The sequence below is a fragment of the Rhodopseudomonas sp. P1 genome, assembly GCF_039642825.1.
Taxonomy (GTDB): Bacteria; Pseudomonadota; Alphaproteobacteria; order Rhizobiales; family Xanthobacteraceae; genus Rhodopseudomonas; species Rhodopseudomonas palustris_H.
This window is the reverse complement of the sequence record NZ_CP088006.1, coordinates 2,662,615-2,679,272: the sequence shown is the minus strand read 5'-3', so window position 1 is coordinate 2,679,272 and position 16,658 is coordinate 2,662,615. Positions and strand designations below refer to the sequence as shown.

Sequence of the window (16,658 nt, the reverse complement as noted above, 5' to 3'; positions counted from 1 at the left end):
TGTTCCCACGGGGTCGCGCGCCGGCAGCGTCGTGCTATGCTTTACGCATGGCCTCACGCGACTCCTCCGCCGCTTCCGAGATCACGCCCGACGTGCTGCTGCGCGCCTATGCGTGCGGCATCTTCCCGATGGCCGAGAGCGTCGACGATCCTTCGCTGTTCTGGGTCGAGCCGGACATGCGCGGCATCATTCCGCTCGGCGGCTTCCGCGTGTCCTCGCGCCTCGCCCGCACCGTGCGGTCCGACGCGTTCACCGTCACCGTCAATCGCGACTTCAAGGCGGTGATCGACGGCTGCGCAGCGCCGCAGCCGGGGCGCGACGACACCTGGATCAACCGCAGGATTCGTGAGCTGTATATCGGCCTGCACGACATCGGCCATTGCCACAGCGTGGAGGTCTGGCAGGACGGCGATCTCGCCGGCGGCCTCTACGGTGTCAGCCTCGGCCGGGCGTTCTTCGGCGAGAGCATGTTTCACCGCGCCCGCGATGCTTCGAAGGTGGCGCTCGTCCACCTCGTCGCGCGTCTGCTCGCCGGCGGCTACACCCTGCTCGACACCCAGTTCGTCACGGATCATCTGAAGAGCTTTGGCGCCATCGAAGTGCCGCGGCTGCGCTATCGCTCGCTGCTCGACGACGCGCTCGAAGGCGAAGCCTCGTTCGCCGCACTGCCGCTCGACCGCCCGGTCACCGGCGCCGAAGCGCTGGCGATCATCGCGCGGACGTAGCGCATCCTGGTACCCACAGCGAACTGTTCAAGACGTGAACCAACGTCTCTCGCATGACGGTCATTGCTTGACCGCTGCAACCCCGTTTCCTACTAATCGAAGGCAGGGCATCTGGGGACTGTCATGCTGAAAAGAACATTGGACCAAACGTCATTGCGCATCTCGCCGGCTCTACTGGCTGTAGCTGTTGCGATCGCTGTGATCTCTTTTCCAACCCGCTCCGTCGCGCGAGATGGCGCTGCCGTGTTCGGCGCGCTCGCTGGCGTCGCCGCCGCAGCGATCATCGCCAACGGCATCGCGCAGCAACAACAGCCGCGCGTCTATCGGTCTGCGCGTCATCGCCGGCACGTTGCGCACCGGTCGCGTCCGACGCCGTCACAGGCCTCGATGGCGGACCCGTTCGCCGGCGTCGCCGCTTCGAAAACACGTCCGGCCAGGGACTAAGCGTCTGCCGCCGGACAAAGGCACCTCCACCAGAGGCGCAGCCATTCTCCTGCGCGAAGGCCGATGAAGCACACAACATTCGCAGCGCGGCTCGTGTACCCGCCCCGCAAACCTCGTCCGCGGAAGGACATCCTCGCGCGGACGATCGCTGCACTGATGCTGGTCGGATCGATTGCCTGCGCAACGGAGGCCCGCTGCGGCGACCTCAACATCGATAAATCGTTCGGAAAGGTCTCGGGCTGGGACGTCGGATTCAGCAAGAGCGTCGGCGGCTGCCTTGCCGCGGCGACCTATCAGGATCGAACGACGGTCTGGTTCGGCTTCGCAGGCGACAAGCCGAGCGCCTACATCGCCTTCACCAATCCGCGCTGGGCGTCGGTCGAGGTCGACGGCCAGTACGACATGCAACTCGTCATGGGTCGCACCCGGTGGAACGGCGAGTTCATGGGCTTTGAGCGAAGCAATGAGAAGGGTGTGTTCTCGGGCAATCTCAAGACCGAGTTCATGGTGGAACTGGCGGAATCCGGCGGCGTCGGCGTGTTCCTCAATCGGCGCCGCGTCGCAGCGCTATCGTTGGATGGCTCGCGACGCGCGCTCGAAGCGGTGTTGTCGTGCCAGAAGGCGTTCATGACGGCGCAGAGCGACACCCGCGACGAACCTTCGACCGACAACAAGCCGAAACGTCATACCAAGAGCTCGGGCACTGGCTTCTACGTTTCGGACAGCGGCCATATCGTGACCAATCACCACGTCATCGCCGAGTGTTCGACCATCAACGTGCTGCCTCCAGGCGGAGCTCCCGTGAGCGCTACCCTCGTCGCGAAAGACAAGACCAACGATCTTGCGATCTTGAAGACGGCGGCGTCACCGGCTGCGATTCCGGGCCTGCGATCACAGATGCGGCTCGGCGAAGCGGTGTACGTCTTCGGTTTCCCGCTGACCGGCATCCTGTCGACCTCCGGCAATTTCACCGCCGGCGCAATCACCGCGACGACCGGAATGGAAGACGACACCCGGCTCGCTCAGATCTCGGCGCCGGTTCAGCCGGGCAACAGCGGCGGTCCGCTGCTGGACAAATATGGCAACGTCATCGGCGTGATCGTCTCGAAGCTCAATGCCTTGAACATCGCGGCCGCGACCAAGGACATTCCACAGAACGTCAACTTTGCGATCAAGACCGGTATCGCGACCAACTTCCTCGATTCCAGCGGTGTAGTCCCGACCGGCAAGGTGAGCACGCGCGAGCTTGCGCCCGAGGCGATCGCCGACCTCGCGAAGATCTTCACTGTTCAGGTGCTCTGCAACTGAGCGGTGATCGCCTGGCGGCCGTCGCAAGCGCTGCCAGTGCCGAAAGCAAGCACAGGCTCACGCGCGGCCAACTTTGCTAATCGCGCTCATGCCTTCCCTGCCTGAAGCGGACTACGCCGTTCACGGCCGTTGGCGGCAACGCTGAACCCTCGGCCATCAGCGAAATCGCCGGCTCCGATCTTTCGGAGGCCCGAGCGCACTTACTGCTGGAAGCCCGGGAATGGCGGCGGCAAGGGGCGTTGCGGGCGCTGGGGCTGCGGCGCTGGCTGCTGCAGCGATGGAGGCGGCGGCAGCGTCTGCTGCGACTGCTGTTGCTGGCGGCGGCGCTGTTGCGGCGGCGGCGCGGCCGGCTTCGGCGCGTCCGGCTGGGCACTGGCGACGTTCGAGGTCTCCGGGTCCTTACAGTCGGTCAGCCAGATATCGTAGATCGGGTGCTCGACCGCGTGCAGGCCGGGGCTGGCCGCGAACATCCAGCCCGAGAAGATCCGCTTCACTTCGCCCTGCAGCGTGATCTCGTCGACCTCGACGAAGGCGTCGGTGTTGGCAGCTTCGGTCGACGGCCTCGTGTAGCAGGCGTCGGTCTTCACCCGCAGCGCGCCGAACTGCACCGTCTCGCCGATGTCGGCGTCGAAATTGATGGTACGGCCGGTGATCTTGTCGAGGCCGGCGAAGCTCGCCTTCTTGTTCACGATCTTCTGCGCCGGCGGCTCGGTGACGATCTCGTCGCCCGGCTGCAGCGTCGCGGGAGCCGGCGGCGGATTCGCCTGCGGCGTGCCGCGCGGCTGGCGCTGACCCGGCGGCAGACCGGGCAGCGGATTGGTCGCGGCCGGCGCGTTGGCGACACCGGCGTTCGGCTCCGCCGGCTGCTGAGCGGCCGGCGGCGGGTTCTGCGGAATCACGGTGGAGCCCGGCGGCGGCGGCAACGGCTGCGACTGCACCGGTCCCGGCATCGCCGAACCCTGCATCGCGCGGCCCGGCGCCGGCAGCACCCGCCCCTGCGGCGGCAGATCCGGTACCTCTTCCTCTTCGTCGTCGGCAGGCGGCGGCGCGCCACGCGGCACCGTTCCCGGCGGCCGCGGCGGCGGATCCGAGAAGATGTTGCCGATCTGCGCCTGCGCGGGAGGCGCAAACGCGATCAACGGGGCGACGATCAACGCCGCAAGACCGACTAGGCTCAGGCTTCGGGACATTCCGCGCGGCTTCAATCGACGAATCAGGCTTGCGACATTCTACAGCTTCGGGCCGCTCGCATTGGCCTCCCGGTTAACACGGGGAATACGGCGGGGAAAGGGCGTGGCCGCTCCGGTCGACGCGGCTGGCTATTGCGAGGAACTCCTGAGATATTGGTCTCAAATCCTGGCGGGCCTACCGCCGGCGAATAAGCAAGGCCCGGCTCGAACCGGGAAGCACGAGGAAGCCCCATGCCCGCCAAGCTCGATCCCGACGCCGCTGCCGTTTACAAGGCCTTCCAGGACGCCGGCCGCCCGGCTTACGAGACACTGACCGCCGACGAAGCCCGCGCCTACTACTCGGCGGCGCGGCTGGTCAGCAATCCCGATCCGGCCGAAATGGCGTCGGTCCGTTCGATCGCGATCCCCGGCCCGGCCGGCGAAATCCCGGCCCGGCTCTACACCCCAAACAAACTGCGCCAGGACGAGGGTCTGGCACCGGCGCTGGTGTTCTTTCATGGCGGCGGCTGGGTGATCGGCGATCTCGAGACTCACGACGTCGTCTGCCGCGGCATCGCCCAGGATGGCGAACTGCTGGTGATCTCGGTCGACTACCGGCTCGCGCCCGAGCACAAATTCCCCGCTGCCGTCGACGACGCGATCGCCGCGACGCGCTGGATCGCCGACAATGCCAAGTCGCTCGGCATCGATTCCGAACAGCTCAGCGTCGGTGGCGACAGCGCCGGTGGCAACCTCTCCGCGGTGGTCGCGCTGCATGCCCGCGATCACGGCGGCCCCTTGCTCGCCGGTCAGGTGCTGATCTATCCCGCCACCGATTTCTCGATGCGGCATCCGTCGCACAGCGAGCCGGAGACCAGCGTGCTGTTGACGCATTCGGTGATCCGCTGGTTCCGCGATCACTATCTCGGCGGCGCGCAGGATGCCGAGGACTGGCGCGCCTCGCCGGCGCGCGCCGAGACCCTTGCGGGCCTGCCGCCGGCCTTCGTCATCACCGCCGGCGCCGATCCGCTGCGTGACGAAGGCGATGAATACGCCCGCCGCCTCGTCGACGCCGGCGTCCCGGTGGTGCATCGGACCTATCCGGGGCAATTCCACGGCTTCTTCACCATGGGCAAGCTGCTGCCACAGGCCAACGTCGCGGTGCGCGAGATCGGCGACTGGCTGAAGGCGCTTTAGCCGCAGGCCGGCATTGACCGGCGTCAACGTGATCGCGCTCCAGCCGTCCGAGGATTTGCGCGGTCAACAGGGAGCAGCGGCGCGCGGGCGCCGGTCGTCACGACGGAATGACTGAACTTGTACGCACGCGCTGGGGCGGCCTTGCCGATCACAAGGTCGAGGCCAGCGGTTTCTTCCGAAACGAACAGATCAACGGCGTGTGGTGGTTCATCGATCCTGACGGCGGACGATTTCTGTCCAAGGGCGTGGTCTCGGTGCAGTTCGACCATGACAACGTTCAGGGCACCGATCGCCGGCCGTATCGCGAAGCCTGCACGCGCAAATACGGCAGCCGCGAAGCGTGGCGCCGCGTCGCGGCGGACCGCCTCGCCTCCTGGGGCTTCAACACGCTCGGCGCCTGGTCGGAGCCGGAGGTCGCACACGCCGGCGCGGTGCCCCTCGCCTCCGCCGCCGGCGTCGTCTATGTCGCGACCGCCTTCGGCGAACAGCGCGGCGGCTGGCCGCTGTGCGACATCTTCGATCCGGAATTCGAGCAGTTCGCCCGCGCGCACGCGCGCAAGGTCTGCACGCCGCAAAGCGACGATCCGCACGTGCTCGGCTGGTTCACCGATAACGAGTTGCCGTGGGGACCGGATTGGCGCGGCGAAAACGAACTGCTGCCGACCATTCTTCGCGCGATGGGGGCACCATTCTCGCGCCGCGCCGCGTTGGCGCTGCTGAAAAACCGCTACGACGGCATCGATCAGTTCAATGCGGCGTGGCAATGCACGCTGACGTCTTGGGACGATCTCGCCGCCGCGCCGCTGCAGCCGCCGCCGTTCAGCCGCAACTTCTTCACCAACGATCGGGCGCAAGAGCACGATCCGATCGCGCGCGCTTACTTCGCAGATTGCGATGCCTTCGCCGGGCTGCTGGCCGAGCGCTATCTGTCGGTCAGCGCCGCCGCGATCCGTGCGGCCGATCCCAATCACCTCGTGCTCGGCGCCAGGTTCGCCTACGTGCCGCCGCAGGACGTCGTCGATGCGGCCGGCAGATATTGCGACGTAATCAGCGTCAATTGCTACGATCCGCTGCCGGACGCAATAATCGACGGCTACGCCGAAACCGGGCGGCCGTGCCTGATCGGCGAATACTCGTTCCGCGGCGATGATGCCGGACTCCCCAATACGCACGGCGCCGGACCGCGGACGCCGACGCAACGTGGGCGCGCGGAAGGCTTCACGCGCTACACCACAGCGGCGCTGCGCCATCCGGCGCTGATCGGCTACCACTGGTTCGTCCACGCCGACCAGCCGGCGCAAGGCCGCTGGGACGGCGAGGACTCCAACTACGGTGTCGTCACGATCGAAGACGAGGTCTATCCCGAGCTGACCCAGGCGATGACGGCGCTCAACGCCGCAGCCGAACGGATTCACGCCGAGACCGCGCAGGTGTTGGCCTGATCACGGAGCAACCGCGATCGTCACGCCGCCTTCGCAGCGCGGCGCAGCGCCTGCGGCGGGTGACCGAAAGCGCGGATGAAGGCACGGCGCATCCGCTCCGGATCGCCGAAGCCGGTGGCCTGTGCGACCAACTCGATCGCTTCACCTGAAGCCTGCACCCGGCTGCGCGCCACTTCGAGCCGCAGCCGCTCCACCGCCTTCGACGGCGTGGTGCCGGTTTCATCGCGAAACGCGCGGGCGAAATGCCGCGTGCTCATCCCCGCCTGCTCGGCCAATTGCTCGACGGTGAGCGGCGTGTCCAGATGTTCGCGCATCCACGACAGCAGTCCGGCGAACCGCCCGGACGGCGCCTGCAGCTCGATCAGCGACGAGAACTGCGACTGACCGCCGGCGCGTCGCTGCGCCACCACCAACTGCCGCGCGACATCACGGGCGATCACATCGGAGTAATCCTCGGCGATGATCGCCAGCGCCAGATCGATGCCGGCGCTGATGCCGGCCGAGGTCCACACCTCGCCGTCGCGCACGAAGATCCGATCCGGCTCCAGCCGAACCTGCGGATAGCGCGTGCGGAAGTCACGACTGCGCCCCCAATGCGTGGTGGCGCGCCGGCCATCGAGCAGTCCGGCTTCGGCCAGCACATAGGCGCCCGAGCAGACACTCGCGATGCGGCAGCCGCGTTTCGCCGCGGTCTTCAGAAACGCTTGCAGCCGCGGACACAGCGCCGCCGCGCGAACCCCTTCACCGCCCGCAACGATCAGCGTCCGCATCGCCCGATCATGGCGCAGGCCGCGCGCCAGCAGCTCGGCGCCCGACGAACTACGCACCGCTCCGGCCTCCGCCGCCATCACTCTGATGGCAGGCGCCAGCTTCGCGTAGCGTGCGGCGATCTCGAACGCCGCGATCGGCCCTGCGGCATCGAGCAGTTGGAAATCCGGATAGATCAGCACGCCGATCATGAAGCGCCTCGCTGAGGACTTGTCCGAAAACGAGGGAAATATGCCATTTCGGCCAACAGCCGAGCATGCCAGATTGGCTCCGTCAAGCGCTGACGCGCGCCAGGCCGTTTCACGGAGACCATCATGACCACCACGACCATCGGATTGCTGCTGTTTCCGAACCTGACGCAGCTCGACCTCACCGGGCCGCTGCAGGTGTTCTCGAGGTTGCCGAACGCGAAAGTGTATCTGGTGGCCAAGACAATGGCCCCGGTCACCAGCGACACCGCGCTGATGCTGCCACCGACCATCGACTTCGGCCGCTGCCCGCAGCTCGATGTCATCTGCGTGCCTGGCGGCGCCGGCACCGACGATCTGGTCAATGACGAGGACACCCTCGCCTTCCTGCGGCAGCAGGCGGAACAGGCGCGCTATCTCACCTCCGTCTGCACCGGCGCGCTGGTGCTCGGCGCGGCGGGCCTGCTGCGCGGCTACCGCGCGACGACGCATTGGTCGGCGCTGGAGGATCTGGCTGCGTTCGGGGCAATTCCGGAGCGGTCGCGGGTCTGCATCGACCGTAATCGCGTCAGCGGTGGCGGAGTGACCGCCGGAATCGACTTTGCGCTTACGCTGGCGGAGCTGCTGGCCGATCGCCCGACCGCGCAGGCGATCCAGTTGATGCTGGAGTACGATCCGGCGCCGCCGTTCAACGCCGGTTCGCCGGACACCGCCCCGCAGGAGGTGGTGGCGCTGCTGAAACAGCGGATGCAGGGGGCGCGTCAGCGCCGTATCGACGCCGTCAAGCGTGCGGCCGATCGGCTGTCACGCCATTAAAGGCGGCGACCTGTTAGGCCGCCGCGGAAGCGAGAAGCCTCAGGCACCCGGGGTCCAGGGCTGATAGTCGCCCGTCGCCTTCGGCCGGCGGCCGGTCGACAACGTGGAGCCGGTCGGGCGATGCGCCAGCGGCGTGCCGGTCCGGTTCGGCTGGTGCGGCTTCATCCACTCGCGCGGCGTGAAGCTCTCCTGGGTCGGCGGCACATCAACAACGTTGTGCAGCCAGCCGTGCCATTCCGGCGGGACGCGGCTCGGCTCGGCATAGCCGTTGTACAGCACCCAGCGCCGCTCGAAGCCCAGCGTCGGGTCGATCTTGCCGCCCTTGGTGCGGAAGTAGCGGTTGCCCTGATCGTCGGTGCCGACCAGCTCGCCGAACCGCCAGGTCCACAGCTGGGTGCCGAACGTGAAGCCGTTCCACCAGGTAAAAATCCGCAGCAAAAACAGTTTCATCTCGGCGCATCCTTGGCGGCGACAACAGAGTCCCTGATGCCACCGGCGGGCCCGCTTGTCCAGCCGTTGCGAATGCCTGCGAACAAGCGCCACGGCCAGGTTCCGCAAAATCACCGCAATTCATTCAGCCCTTATACAACCGAATGGGATCAGCTTTCGCCGATAAGCGGCGGAATGGGAACGACGGCGATCCAGCCGGGTTGAGACCGCGGGCGTTCCAAGCCAATCCCGTCGATGGAGCCGATGATGTTGAATTTGAGAACCTTGAGTGCCGTGGCCGCGCTGGCCATCGCCCTTCCCCTGACGGCGACGCCGAGCTTCGCGCAGGGTCCCGCAGTGGCGGGTGGTGGCGGTGGTGGCGCGCCGGCCGGTGGCGGCGGCGGCGGTCCCGCCGTAGCTGGCGGCGGTGGCGGCGGTCCTGCGATGGGAATGGGCCGCGGCGGCGGCGGTCCCGCGTTCGCTGGCGGCGGAATCAGCCGCGGCGGCTTGGCCGGTGCGGCAATCGCCCGTGGTGCCCCCGTCGGCCCGCGAGTCGCAGGTGGCGGTGGTGGCTGGCAAGGCGGCGGCGGATGGCACGGTGGCGGCGGCCGGCATTGGCACGGCGGGGGCTGGCACGGTGGCGGTTGGCGCGGCGGGTATTGGCCGGGTGCCGCCGTGGGCGGTGTCTGGGGAGCACCCTATTCTTACGGCTATTACGGCGACCCGTATGATTACGGCTACTACGACGAGCCGACCGTAACTGTCGCGCCGGATGACGATGGCGGCGACGCCTACTGCCGGCGTCGGTACAAATCGTACGACCCGGCCTCCGGCACATATCTCGGCTACGACGGCCGCCGGCATCCCTGCCCGTAGTAAAACCCTTATCGTCTCGACGAGCGGCGCCTTCACGGGCGCCGCTTCTGTTTGGCACGCTGCAAACCTGCGGCGATCGGACTCACCGAGCGTTGATCGTTTTGCCGTGTTTTTGCCCCCAAATCGCTGCAAGCGAAGTGCCGTCCCAACGGGGCGCCTTCACTTCCCCCGGCGATACTGCCAGAATCGCCGAATCGCCCCCACAGGGAGGCCGCAGCGTTTTGCATCCATCATCATCACAACGCCGCACGCGTTTCACTGTCGTCCTGAAGGCATCGACGGCGATCCTGGCGCTCAGCTTGGGCTTTGCGGGATTTATCGAGGCTGCCGACGCCGCCAGCAAGGTGCCGCTGCCGAAGCCGCGACCGCTGGCGCGGAGTGCCGCCCCCAAGAACGTTGCGAAGTCGCTGCCGGCTCCGGATCCTCGCCCCTCGACCAAGCTCCCCGTCACCAGCCCTGCTGCAGCGGTCGAGCCGATGCGTCAGAGGCCGCCCGCCGCAGCGCTGCACAAGCCGGCGACGCGCTCTGCGATCGCTGCGACCGCATCGACCTCCTCCGCCGATGCCGGCGCGCTCGAAAACGTCATCGAACTCGCCCGCAAGAAAAGGGCTGGCGAAGCCACCGAGGTCGCCAACACCATCTCCGATCCCGTCGCGCGCAAGCTTGCCGAATGGGTGATCCTGCGCAGCGAAGACAACGGCGCCAGCGTCGAACGCTATGCGGCGTTCGTGCGCGCCAATCCGAGCTGGCCGTCGCAGAGCTTCCTGCGCCGCCGCGCCGAGGCCGCGCTGTGGGACGATCGGCGCGATGATTCCGCCGTGCTCGCTTACTTCGAAGACGAGCGCCCTTCGACCGGCAAGGGCAAACTGGCGCTGGCGCGTGCCGTGCTGGCGCGCGGTGACCGCCGCACCGCCGAGCAATTGGTGCGCGACGCCTGGCGCAACGACACCATGTCGGAGGCGACCGAAACCACCGCGATGGAGTTGTTCGGACCGCTGATCACGCCGAGCGACCACAAAGCGCGGATGGATTCGTTCCTGTACGGCGACGATCTCGGCCCGGCGCTGCGCGCTGCCAAGCGCCTCGGCTCCGCTCAGTTGGCGCTCGCGCGAGCGCGGATCGCGGTCGACAAGAAAGCGTCGAACGGCAAGGCGCTGCTCGCCGCCGTCCCGTCCGAACTACACCACGACCCAGGCTTTCTGTTCAGCAAGATCCAGGTGCTGCGCCGCGACGACATGATCGCGGAGGCCGGACGACTGATGCTGACGGTGCCACGCGATCCGGCCCGGCTGCACAATCTCGACGAATGGTGGATCGAGCGCCGGTTGGTCGCGCGCAAGCTGATCGACATCGGCGATTATCGCCTCGCCTATCTGGTGGCGCGCGATGCGGCGACGCCGACCAAGGCGATCTACAAGACCGAGCATGAGTTCACTGCGGGCTGGATCGCGCTGCGGTTCCTGAATGATCCCGCCACCGCCGCGCAGCACTTCGCACGCCTTGGCCGCGACACCACCAACCCCACAGCCCTCGCACGCGCCGGCTATTGGCAGGGCCGCGCCGCGGAAGCTGCCGAGCGCATCCAGGAGGCGCGCGCCGCTTACTCGGCATCGGCGGCGCATTCCACCAGCTATTACGGTCAACTGTCGCGCGCGAAGCTCGGTCTGGCGCAGCTCGATCTCAACGGTCCACCATCCGGTGGCCGCAACGCCGACCGGCTCGAGATCGTCCGCGCGGTGAGCCTGCTCTATGCGATCGATGAAGGCGAGATGGCGATTCCGATCTTCGCCGATGTCGGCGAGAACGGCGATGTCGACGCACTGATCGGGCTGAGCGAAGTCGCAGAACGGCGCAACGATGCGCGCGCGATGCTGCTGGTCGGCAAAGCCGCACTCAATCGCGGCCTGCCGTTCGATCACTACGCCTACCCGGTCAACGGCATTCCGCAGTTCCGCTCGGTAGGCCCCGACGTCGAACGCGCCATCGTCTATGCGATCGCCCGTCAGGAGAGCGCCTTCAACCCGGCCGTCGTCTCGCCCGCCAATGCCTACGGCCTGATGCAGGTGACGCCCGACGCCGGCAAGTACGTTTGCCGCCGCCACGGCTGCACCTTCGATCTACAGCGCCTCAAAACCGATTCGGTTTACAACGCAGCGCTCGGCGCCGCCGAACTCGGCGGCCTGATCGAAGACTATCGCGGCTCCTACATCATGACCTTCGCCGGCTACAACGCCGGCCGCGGCAGCGTCCGCAAATGGGTCGAGCGCTATGGCGATCCGCGCGATCCGAAGGTCGACGCGGTGGATTGGGTCGAGCTGATTCCGTTCGCGGAGACGCGCAACTACGTGCAGCGGATCATGGAGAACTTGCAGGTCTATCGCGCCCGTTTCGGCGGCGGTCACCGTCTGCAGATCGAAGCCGACCTCCGCCGCGGCGCCGGCGTCGGGACCGAATAGCGGCGCTGGCGTGTTGCCGGTCGGCATTTCTTCCAGCGCTTCCTGCTCAGCGGCCCCAACGCATCACAGAGTTTCGAGTTTGCTCCCGGTGATCGCTCTGTCGCGAACTCCGTCGTACCGACGGCATTACCTCGCCGCCTTCCCTTGAGAGAGACGCCGGTGCACGCATACCCGGTGTCCCGCCAATCGCCGCGGCAGCGACTCAATTCACGCAATCTGCCCGCGACGAGAGACAACGAATTTGGGAGACAACGAAAAACCCCGGCGGTTGCCCGCCGGGGTTCGTCAGATCTCGCTTCGAGAAGCGGGGATCAGAAGTTGCGCTGAACGCGGAGGTTGCCGCTCCAGACGCCCTGGTCCTTGAACTCATAGTTCGCCTGCGGCTTGGTCGCCGAAGCGGTCAGCGGCAGCACGCCCGAGGAGGCCTGGTCGAGGTAGGTGTAGAGCACTTCGCCCGAGAACGTCAGGTTCTTGACCGGGGTCCAGCGGGTGACGGTGCCGACCTGAGCAATCGCGAAGTCCGGATTGCAGTTGAAGCCGGCGGTGTTCGCAACGCCGAGAGCGCCGCAGATCAGAGCAGTCGCGGTGCCATTGTAGTCGATCTTGGTGTACGAACCGAACAGCGAGCTCGACCAGTAGGGGTTCCAGTTGTGGTTGAACGCACCACGGACGCCCCAGGCATTGGTCTTCTCGATGCCGGTGCCGGTCAGGTTGTTGAGGCCGGCGAACACGCCGTCAGCCGCAACGCCGAACGCGACGCTCTGGTAGGTACCCGGGACCGAGTTGTTGCCGTAGATCGCGAACGAGTTCGGGCTCACGCCGCCCAGCACGTAACGGGTCGCGCCGTTCGAGTAGGTCGCCGTGATGTTGATGCTGTCGCCGGGGCCGGTCGGCAGGTTCTTGAGCGACAGAGCGCCCTGAACAGCATAGCCCCAGGTGTCGCTCGGATGACCGGAGGTCTCAAGCGCGGTGTTGTAGTAGCTGGCGCGGACCTGGTGCGCCGCAGCCGAAACCTGGAACAGACCCCAAGCCTGGTCGACACGGATCTTGCCGACGATGTCGGGGATCGAGGTGCCGGCGTAGGAGTTGGCGCCGTAGGCCAGGAAGTTCGGAGTAACGGAGGTGTTGTACAGCGCCGACTGCAGGTACTGCGACTGATCTTCGAGCGAGATCGAGGCAGACACGCCGTTGCCGAATTCCGCGGTGTACGACACCTGGTTGATGCCGGTGACGTCGTCGTAGCCGCCGATCAGGAACGAAGTGTTGTTGCCCGGATAGCCGGTCCAGGGAGTGTCGAACTGCGACACCGCCTTACCGAAGGTGAAGCCGGCGAACTGCACGAAGGCGTAGTACACGCCGAGCGAGCCGTTGGCGACGGTGTCGGAGCCAGTGGTCCACTGGAACACCGCATCGAAGTAGGTACGAACCACGCCGTATTCGGTCGCGGTGCGGGTATCGATGTTGATGTCCTGACGAGACCGGAAGACGTAGTCGTTCGCGAGGCGGTTCTTCTGGCCAGCGGCACCAGCCCAGGCGGGCGAGTTGTACGCGCCGCTGCCGGCGAGCGTCAGGTCGGCGCGCAGGTAGCCGCCGAGCTTGATGCAGGTATCGGTACCCGGGATGTAGTAGAAGCCCGCGCCGTAGATCGAGCAGACCTTCACGTATTCGACCGCCTTGGCCTTCAACGGGAGATCGGCCGCCTGCGCGCCGCCGACGGCGAGAAGCGCCGCCGCTGAGCCGAGGAACAGGCCCTTAACGATGTTCATGTAAACCTCCAAGTTGCTCTGTCGGGAAGGTTCCGATCCGCAAAGTGCAAGCACCCGCTGTGGTCCCTTAATCCCAGAAACCCGCCTAGCCGCTTCGCGCCTTTGGACACACCCGCTGAACGCGAGGGACTTAAGCGAACCACCTATTACGGGGCGACCTCGGGATGCCCCCCTCCGTCGCACCACGACAATTACCTAACAGTGATGCACAAGCAACAAGGGAGCCATGCTCTGGCCCCGTTTTCGGGAGGGGTGTTGCACAAATAGCACTCACCCGTTTCCGACGGCTGACACAACCATCTGTTTTAATTACACTTTCCAAATGGAGTTCGGCGGACAATGCCGCACTGCAACAGTCGGGCCGCGGTGGATGAGCCGCCCGCCAAGCGGCAAATACGCGGTCTGCAAGGGCGGAGTCCTGAGAATCGATTCCTCTGCTGGGACGAATCCGAACGTCTCCGCGACACCGCCGGAGCTGCAAACCGGCAAAATGCAAGCGCCCTGCCCCGCGTCGCGCCGACATTCTCGTGCACAGGCCCAAAGGTCGCGGTGCAATCTTCGCAATCCCGCTTGCGAGCCGCGACCGTGTCGGGCATATCGAGCGCACCGGAGACGTGGCCGAGTGGCTGAAGGCGGCGGTTTGCTAAACCGTTATAGGGTTGTAAAGCCCTATCGAGGGTTCGAATCCCTCCGTCTCCGCCATTCCCGCCGATTCCCCTCTCTGGCGCGATACTGCCGCCGATCACCGCATATCCACCCAGCAGGCAGATAGGCCGCGGCTTGGACGCGACGGTGCGCTGTTCAATTGGGTTGTGCGGAAGTGGATACACAACCCACCTTTCGCATCAGGGCAAGACGACATGCCTAAGCTCGCAGCTGACGCGTCCTTAGGACTGGTCGAACAGTTGGATCTCGCCCCACTGCGCGAAGGTCCGCTGGATGGGCTGCGCTTCACGGTGAAAGACAACATCGACATCGCAGGGCACAAGACATCCTATGGCAGCCCAGCGTGGCGAGACGCACATCCGGCACCAGCTCACAACGCCCTTTGTGTCGATCAATTGCTGGGTGCCGGTGCGCGCTGCGTCGGCAAGGTTGTCGCCGATGAGTTTACGTACAGCCTCGACGGGGAGAGCTTCCATTTTGGCACACCGCGCAACGGCAAAGCACCGGATCGTGTTCCCGGTGGCTCCTCCAGCGGTTCTGCGGCCTCGGTCAGCAATGGCCTTGCCGATTTCTCGCTCTGCACGGACGCGGGCGGCTCCATCCGTGTTCCGGCAAGCTTATGCGGCCTTTGGGGGATGCGTCCCTCTCTTCACCGGATTTCCGAGGCAGGAGTCCTGCCGTTTCAGCCCAGCGTCAGTACCGTAGGTGTGTTGGCGGATCGCTGCGATGTGCTTGATACCGCGATGCGCGTCTTGCTCAATGGACGGACATCCTCCTTGGCTTCGCCGAAGCGCATCTTCGTTCTGCAGGACGCACTAGAGCTTGCCGACGCCGCCGTTCAGGAACAGTTCCGCGGCGCCCTTGAGCGCCTGGTGTCCGACACCGGCATTGACTTCGTGCCGATCAGATTTTCCGAGATCGTTGGAGAGCCCTGCGCGCTGCAGGCGTGCAACCTGAACGCGTTGCGCGATCTGCAAACAGCCGAGTTTCAGTCGACTGTGGGGAACTGGATCGAAGCACTCCGGCCTGAACTCAGCTTCACTTTCGCCATGGCTTACGGAAACGTCCAAAAGTTCGACCGTATCGCGGCGCTGGACAACATCGCTCGGTGTCAACGTCTGTTCAATCAGATCAGCGCCTTCTTCGCGCCCGACACGATCATCTGCTTTCCCACGACACCGAAGATCGCCCCGAAGAAAGGGTCCCTGAACACGCTGGAAGCGGTTATGGATTTCTATGATCCGACAATGACCGTCACCGCATTTTCCGGCGTGGCGCACTTACCGGAAGTCTCTGCTCCGTTGATGACCGTCGAAGGTTGTCCGGTTGGTCTGTCCTTCGTCGCGGGCCACTATCGCGACGAGTTCCTGTTGAATGCGGTAAGAGAGCTGCCCCACTGATCCTGGCCCGTTTAGGGCCTTCGCTCTTGCCAAGATTAAGAGGGCTATAGCGTCGGTGTAGTTCTCTGCTTCATCGGCTTCGGTCCGCCAGTTTTGCGACGCCTGCCCAGTGGCACCTCAATAGAATCAAAATCGCCGATTGCCTTCGTGGCGATCGCGCAGGCCTTTTCGATCAAACCGTCCCGCAATCCTCTGCCTCAAGTTTCGCCTCAGGCGTCGAGCTGCCCGAGATGCGCGGTGAGATTCAAGACTGCCACAACGGCATTCACGGTCTCGAAATAGCTGTGCCATCCGGACGCTGAGATGCTGGCCATCAGGGCATCGAGGGATTCGCGGTCAGGCGCACGCCAGACGGCGAACAAGCGTTGCTGCGCACTGTGCGGTGTCGCTGCTCCTTCCGCACATCAAGACTGGTCAGCCGAACGCAGCGCCCGCTCGCGATCCTCTGCGCGCTCGCCTGACAATTCGCGAGCCATTCATCGACAACGTGGTGCACCCAGCCGGGCCTCGTCTCGGCGGCATCGTTGAGCCTGTTGCCGACTGAATCCTGCACATAGACCAACGGGTCTGCTCGAAGCGGATCGAGCAGCACGCTGCCGACGCACCGCCAACCATGCACATTCGCGAACGCCGAAATGCGGATCGTCAGCGAAGTAGCGAATGGCCGCGAGCCGCTCTCGCAGGCTCATATCCTGCGCTCCAATGATGAAGCAGCCCCAGCCGCGCACGGTGTCGCTGCGATGATGGCGCGCTCTCTCGACCACAGCCGGACCGTGCCACCCACCAGCAGATGGACCATTGCCAGAGGACCGGAACAGGATCAGAGGATCCACCGCCAACACTTCGGCAAGGGTGGCAGCTTCAGCTTGCCCGTCATTCAATCCAGCAGCGCGGTCGTCATCACTTGCAACTTGCTTCTGACCCACCCACGCGCACCGTTCGTCGCTGTCGCTTCGTGCCCCCATCGACATCCGGCTGACCGACAAGTGTCATCGGAGTGTCAGATCA

Annotated in this window: 13 protein-coding genes, 1 tRNA gene and 1 pseudogene; 9 read left to right on the top strand and 6 right to left on the bottom strand. The window is 65.6% G+C overall.

The window, feature by feature from the left end:
• Window positions 1–47: 47 nt before the first annotated feature.
• The gene (gene aat / locus LRC39_RS12430; RefSeq protein ID WP_263988338.1) at window positions 48–725 is read left to right on the top strand and encodes a leucyl/phenylalanyl-tRNA--protein transferase; all 678 of its coding nucleotides are present in this window, start codon (window positions 48–50) and stop codon (window positions 723–725) included.
• A gap of 171 nt (window positions 726–896) precedes the next feature.
• On the opposite strand, the gene LRC39_RS12425 is transcribed toward aat, so the two are convergent.
• Window positions 897–1,082 (bottom strand): hypothetical protein, encoded by a 186-nt coding sequence (locus LRC39_RS12425; RefSeq protein ID WP_346294526.1) that lies wholly within the window; start codon window positions 1,080–1,082, stop codon window positions 897–899.
• A gap of 150 nt (window positions 1,083–1,232) precedes the next feature.
• Between LRC39_RS12425 and LRC39_RS12420 the strand changes: the two genes are divergently transcribed.
• Entirely contained in the window at window positions 1,233–2,477 is a 1,245-nt protein-coding gene (locus LRC39_RS12420; RefSeq protein ID WP_346294525.1) for a S1C family serine protease, read from the top strand.
• Between the two features lie 200 nt (window positions 2,478–2,677).
• Here LRC39_RS12420 and LRC39_RS12415 read toward each other — a convergent pair whose 3' ends face one another.
• Window positions 2,678–3,667, bottom strand: a complete 990-nt coding sequence (locus tag LRC39_RS12415) for a DUF2155 domain-containing protein (protein WP_263988335.1) — start codon at window positions 3,665–3,667, stop codon at window positions 2,678–2,680.
• A gap of 231 nt (window positions 3,668–3,898) precedes the next feature.
• Between LRC39_RS12415 and LRC39_RS12410 the strand changes: the two genes are divergently transcribed.
• Both LRC39_RS12410 and LRC39_RS12405 read left to right on the top strand, forming a co-directional pair.
• Window positions 3,899–4,843 carry an alpha/beta hydrolase gene (locus LRC39_RS12410; RefSeq protein ID WP_346294524.1) on the top strand — a complete coding sequence of 315 codons (945 nt, stop codon included), beginning with the start codon at window positions 3,899–3,901 and terminating at the stop codon, window positions 4,841–4,843.
• 107 nt (window positions 4,844–4,950) lie between these two features.
• A complete protein-coding gene (locus tag LRC39_RS12405) occupies window positions 4,951–6,285 on the top strand; it encodes an agarase (RefSeq protein WP_346294523.1) in 1,335 nt (444 codons plus the stop codon).
• A 20-nt stretch (window positions 6,286–6,305) separates the two neighbouring features.
• Here the strand turns inward: LRC39_RS12405 and LRC39_RS12400 are convergent, their stop codons facing one another.
• Window positions 6,306–7,244 carry a GlxA family transcriptional regulator gene (locus LRC39_RS12400; RefSeq protein WP_346294522.1) on the bottom strand — a complete coding sequence of 313 codons (939 nt, stop codon included), beginning with the start codon at window positions 7,242–7,244 and terminating at the stop codon, window positions 6,306–6,308.
• Between the two features lie 123 nt (window positions 7,245–7,367).
• Here LRC39_RS12400 and LRC39_RS12395 point away from each other — a divergent pair, with 123 nt between their 5' ends.
• Window positions 7,368–8,057, top strand: a complete 690-nt coding sequence (locus LRC39_RS12395) for a DJ-1/PfpI family protein (protein ID WP_346294521.1) — start codon at window positions 7,368–7,370, stop codon at window positions 8,055–8,057.
• Window positions 8,058–8,096: 39 nt separating this feature from the next.
• Here LRC39_RS12395 and LRC39_RS12390 read toward each other — a convergent pair whose 3' ends face one another.
• On the bottom strand, window positions 8,097–8,507 hold the full coding sequence (locus LRC39_RS12390) for an NADH:ubiquinone oxidoreductase subunit NDUFA12 (protein WP_011157971.1): 411 nt from the start codon (window positions 8,505–8,507) through the stop codon (window positions 8,097–8,099).
• 246 nt (window positions 8,508–8,753) lie between these two features.
• On the opposite strand from LRC39_RS12390, the gene LRC39_RS12385 reads away from it, so the two are divergent.
• Together LRC39_RS12385 and LRC39_RS12380 are read left to right on the top strand one after the other, a co-directional pair.
• On the top strand, window positions 8,754–9,362 hold the full coding sequence (locus LRC39_RS12385) for a BA14K family protein (RefSeq protein WP_346294520.1): 609 nt from the start codon (window positions 8,754–8,756) through the stop codon (window positions 9,360–9,362).
• A gap of 221 nt (window positions 9,363–9,583) precedes the next feature.
• Window positions 9,584–11,818: a transglycosylase SLT domain-containing protein gene (locus LRC39_RS12380; protein ID WP_346294519.1), complete on the top strand. Its 2,235-nt coding sequence runs from the start codon at window positions 9,584–9,586 to the stop codon at window positions 11,816–11,818.
• Window positions 11,819–12,129: 311 nt separating this feature from the next.
• On the opposite strand, the gene LRC39_RS12375 is transcribed toward LRC39_RS12380, so the two are convergent.
• The gene (locus tag LRC39_RS12375; protein WP_346294518.1) at window positions 12,130–13,584 is read right to left on the bottom strand and encodes a porin; all 1,455 of its coding nucleotides are present in this window, start codon (window positions 13,582–13,584) and stop codon (window positions 12,130–12,132) included.
• 608 nt (window positions 13,585–14,192) lie between these two features.
• Here LRC39_RS12375 and LRC39_RS12370 point away from each other — a divergent pair.
• Together LRC39_RS12370 and LRC39_RS12365 are read left to right on the top strand one after the other, a co-directional pair.
• A tRNA-Ser gene (locus tag LRC39_RS12370) sits at window positions 14,193–14,286 on the top strand.
• A gap of 158 nt (window positions 14,287–14,444) precedes the next feature.
• Window positions 14,445–15,650 carry an amidase family protein gene (locus LRC39_RS12365; RefSeq protein WP_346294517.1) on the top strand — a complete coding sequence of 402 codons (1,206 nt, stop codon included), beginning with the start codon at window positions 14,445–14,447 and terminating at the stop codon, window positions 15,648–15,650.
• Window positions 15,651–15,859: 209 nt separating this feature from the next.
• Here the strand turns inward: LRC39_RS12365 and LRC39_RS12360 are convergent.
• Window positions 15,860–16,030: pseudogene (locus LRC39_RS12360) on the bottom strand (DUF6616 family protein); the annotation flags it as partial.
• Between the last annotated feature and the right edge of the window lie 628 nt (window positions 16,031–16,658).

Excerpts from the sequence above, each read along its gene's own strand:
- LRC39_RS12410 (WP_346294524.1), top strand. The coding sequence starts at position 3,899 with ATGCCCGCCAAGCTCGATCCCGACGCCGCTGCCGTTTACAAGGCCTTC.
- aat (WP_263988338.1), top strand. The coding sequence starts at position 48 with ATGGCCTCACGCGACTCCTCCGCCGCTTCCGAGATCACGCCCGACGTG.
- LRC39_RS12405 (WP_346294523.1), top strand. The coding sequence starts at position 4,951 with ATGACTGAACTTGTACGCACGCGCTGGGGCGGCCTTGCCGATCACAAG.
- LRC39_RS12420 (WP_346294525.1), top strand. The coding sequence starts at position 1,233 with ATGAAGCACACAACATTCGCAGCGCGGCTCGTGTACCCGCCCCGCAAA.
- LRC39_RS12390 (WP_011157971.1), bottom strand. The coding sequence starts at position 8,507 with ATGAAACTGTTTTTGCTGCGGATTTTTACCTGGTGGAACGGCTTCACG.
- LRC39_RS12395 (WP_346294521.1), top strand. The coding sequence starts at position 7,368 with ATGACCACCACGACCATCGGATTGCTGCTGTTTCCGAACCTGACGCAG.
- LRC39_RS12385 (WP_346294520.1), top strand. The coding sequence starts at position 8,754 with ATGTTGAATTTGAGAACCTTGAGTGCCGTGGCCGCGCTGGCCATCGCC.
- LRC39_RS12375 (WP_346294518.1), bottom strand. The coding sequence starts at position 13,584 with ATGAACATCGTTAAGGGCCTGTTCCTCGGCTCAGCGGCGGCGCTTCTC.
- LRC39_RS12415 (WP_263988335.1), bottom strand. The coding sequence starts at position 3,667 with ATGTCCCGAAGCCTGAGCCTAGTCGGTCTTGCGGCGTTGATCGTCGCC.
- LRC39_RS12400 (WP_346294522.1), bottom strand. The coding sequence starts at position 7,244 with ATGATCGGCGTGCTGATCTATCCGGATTTCCAACTGCTCGATGCCGCA.
- LRC39_RS12365 (WP_346294517.1), top strand. The coding sequence starts at position 14,445 with ATGCCTAAGCTCGCAGCTGACGCGTCCTTAGGACTGGTCGAACAGTTG.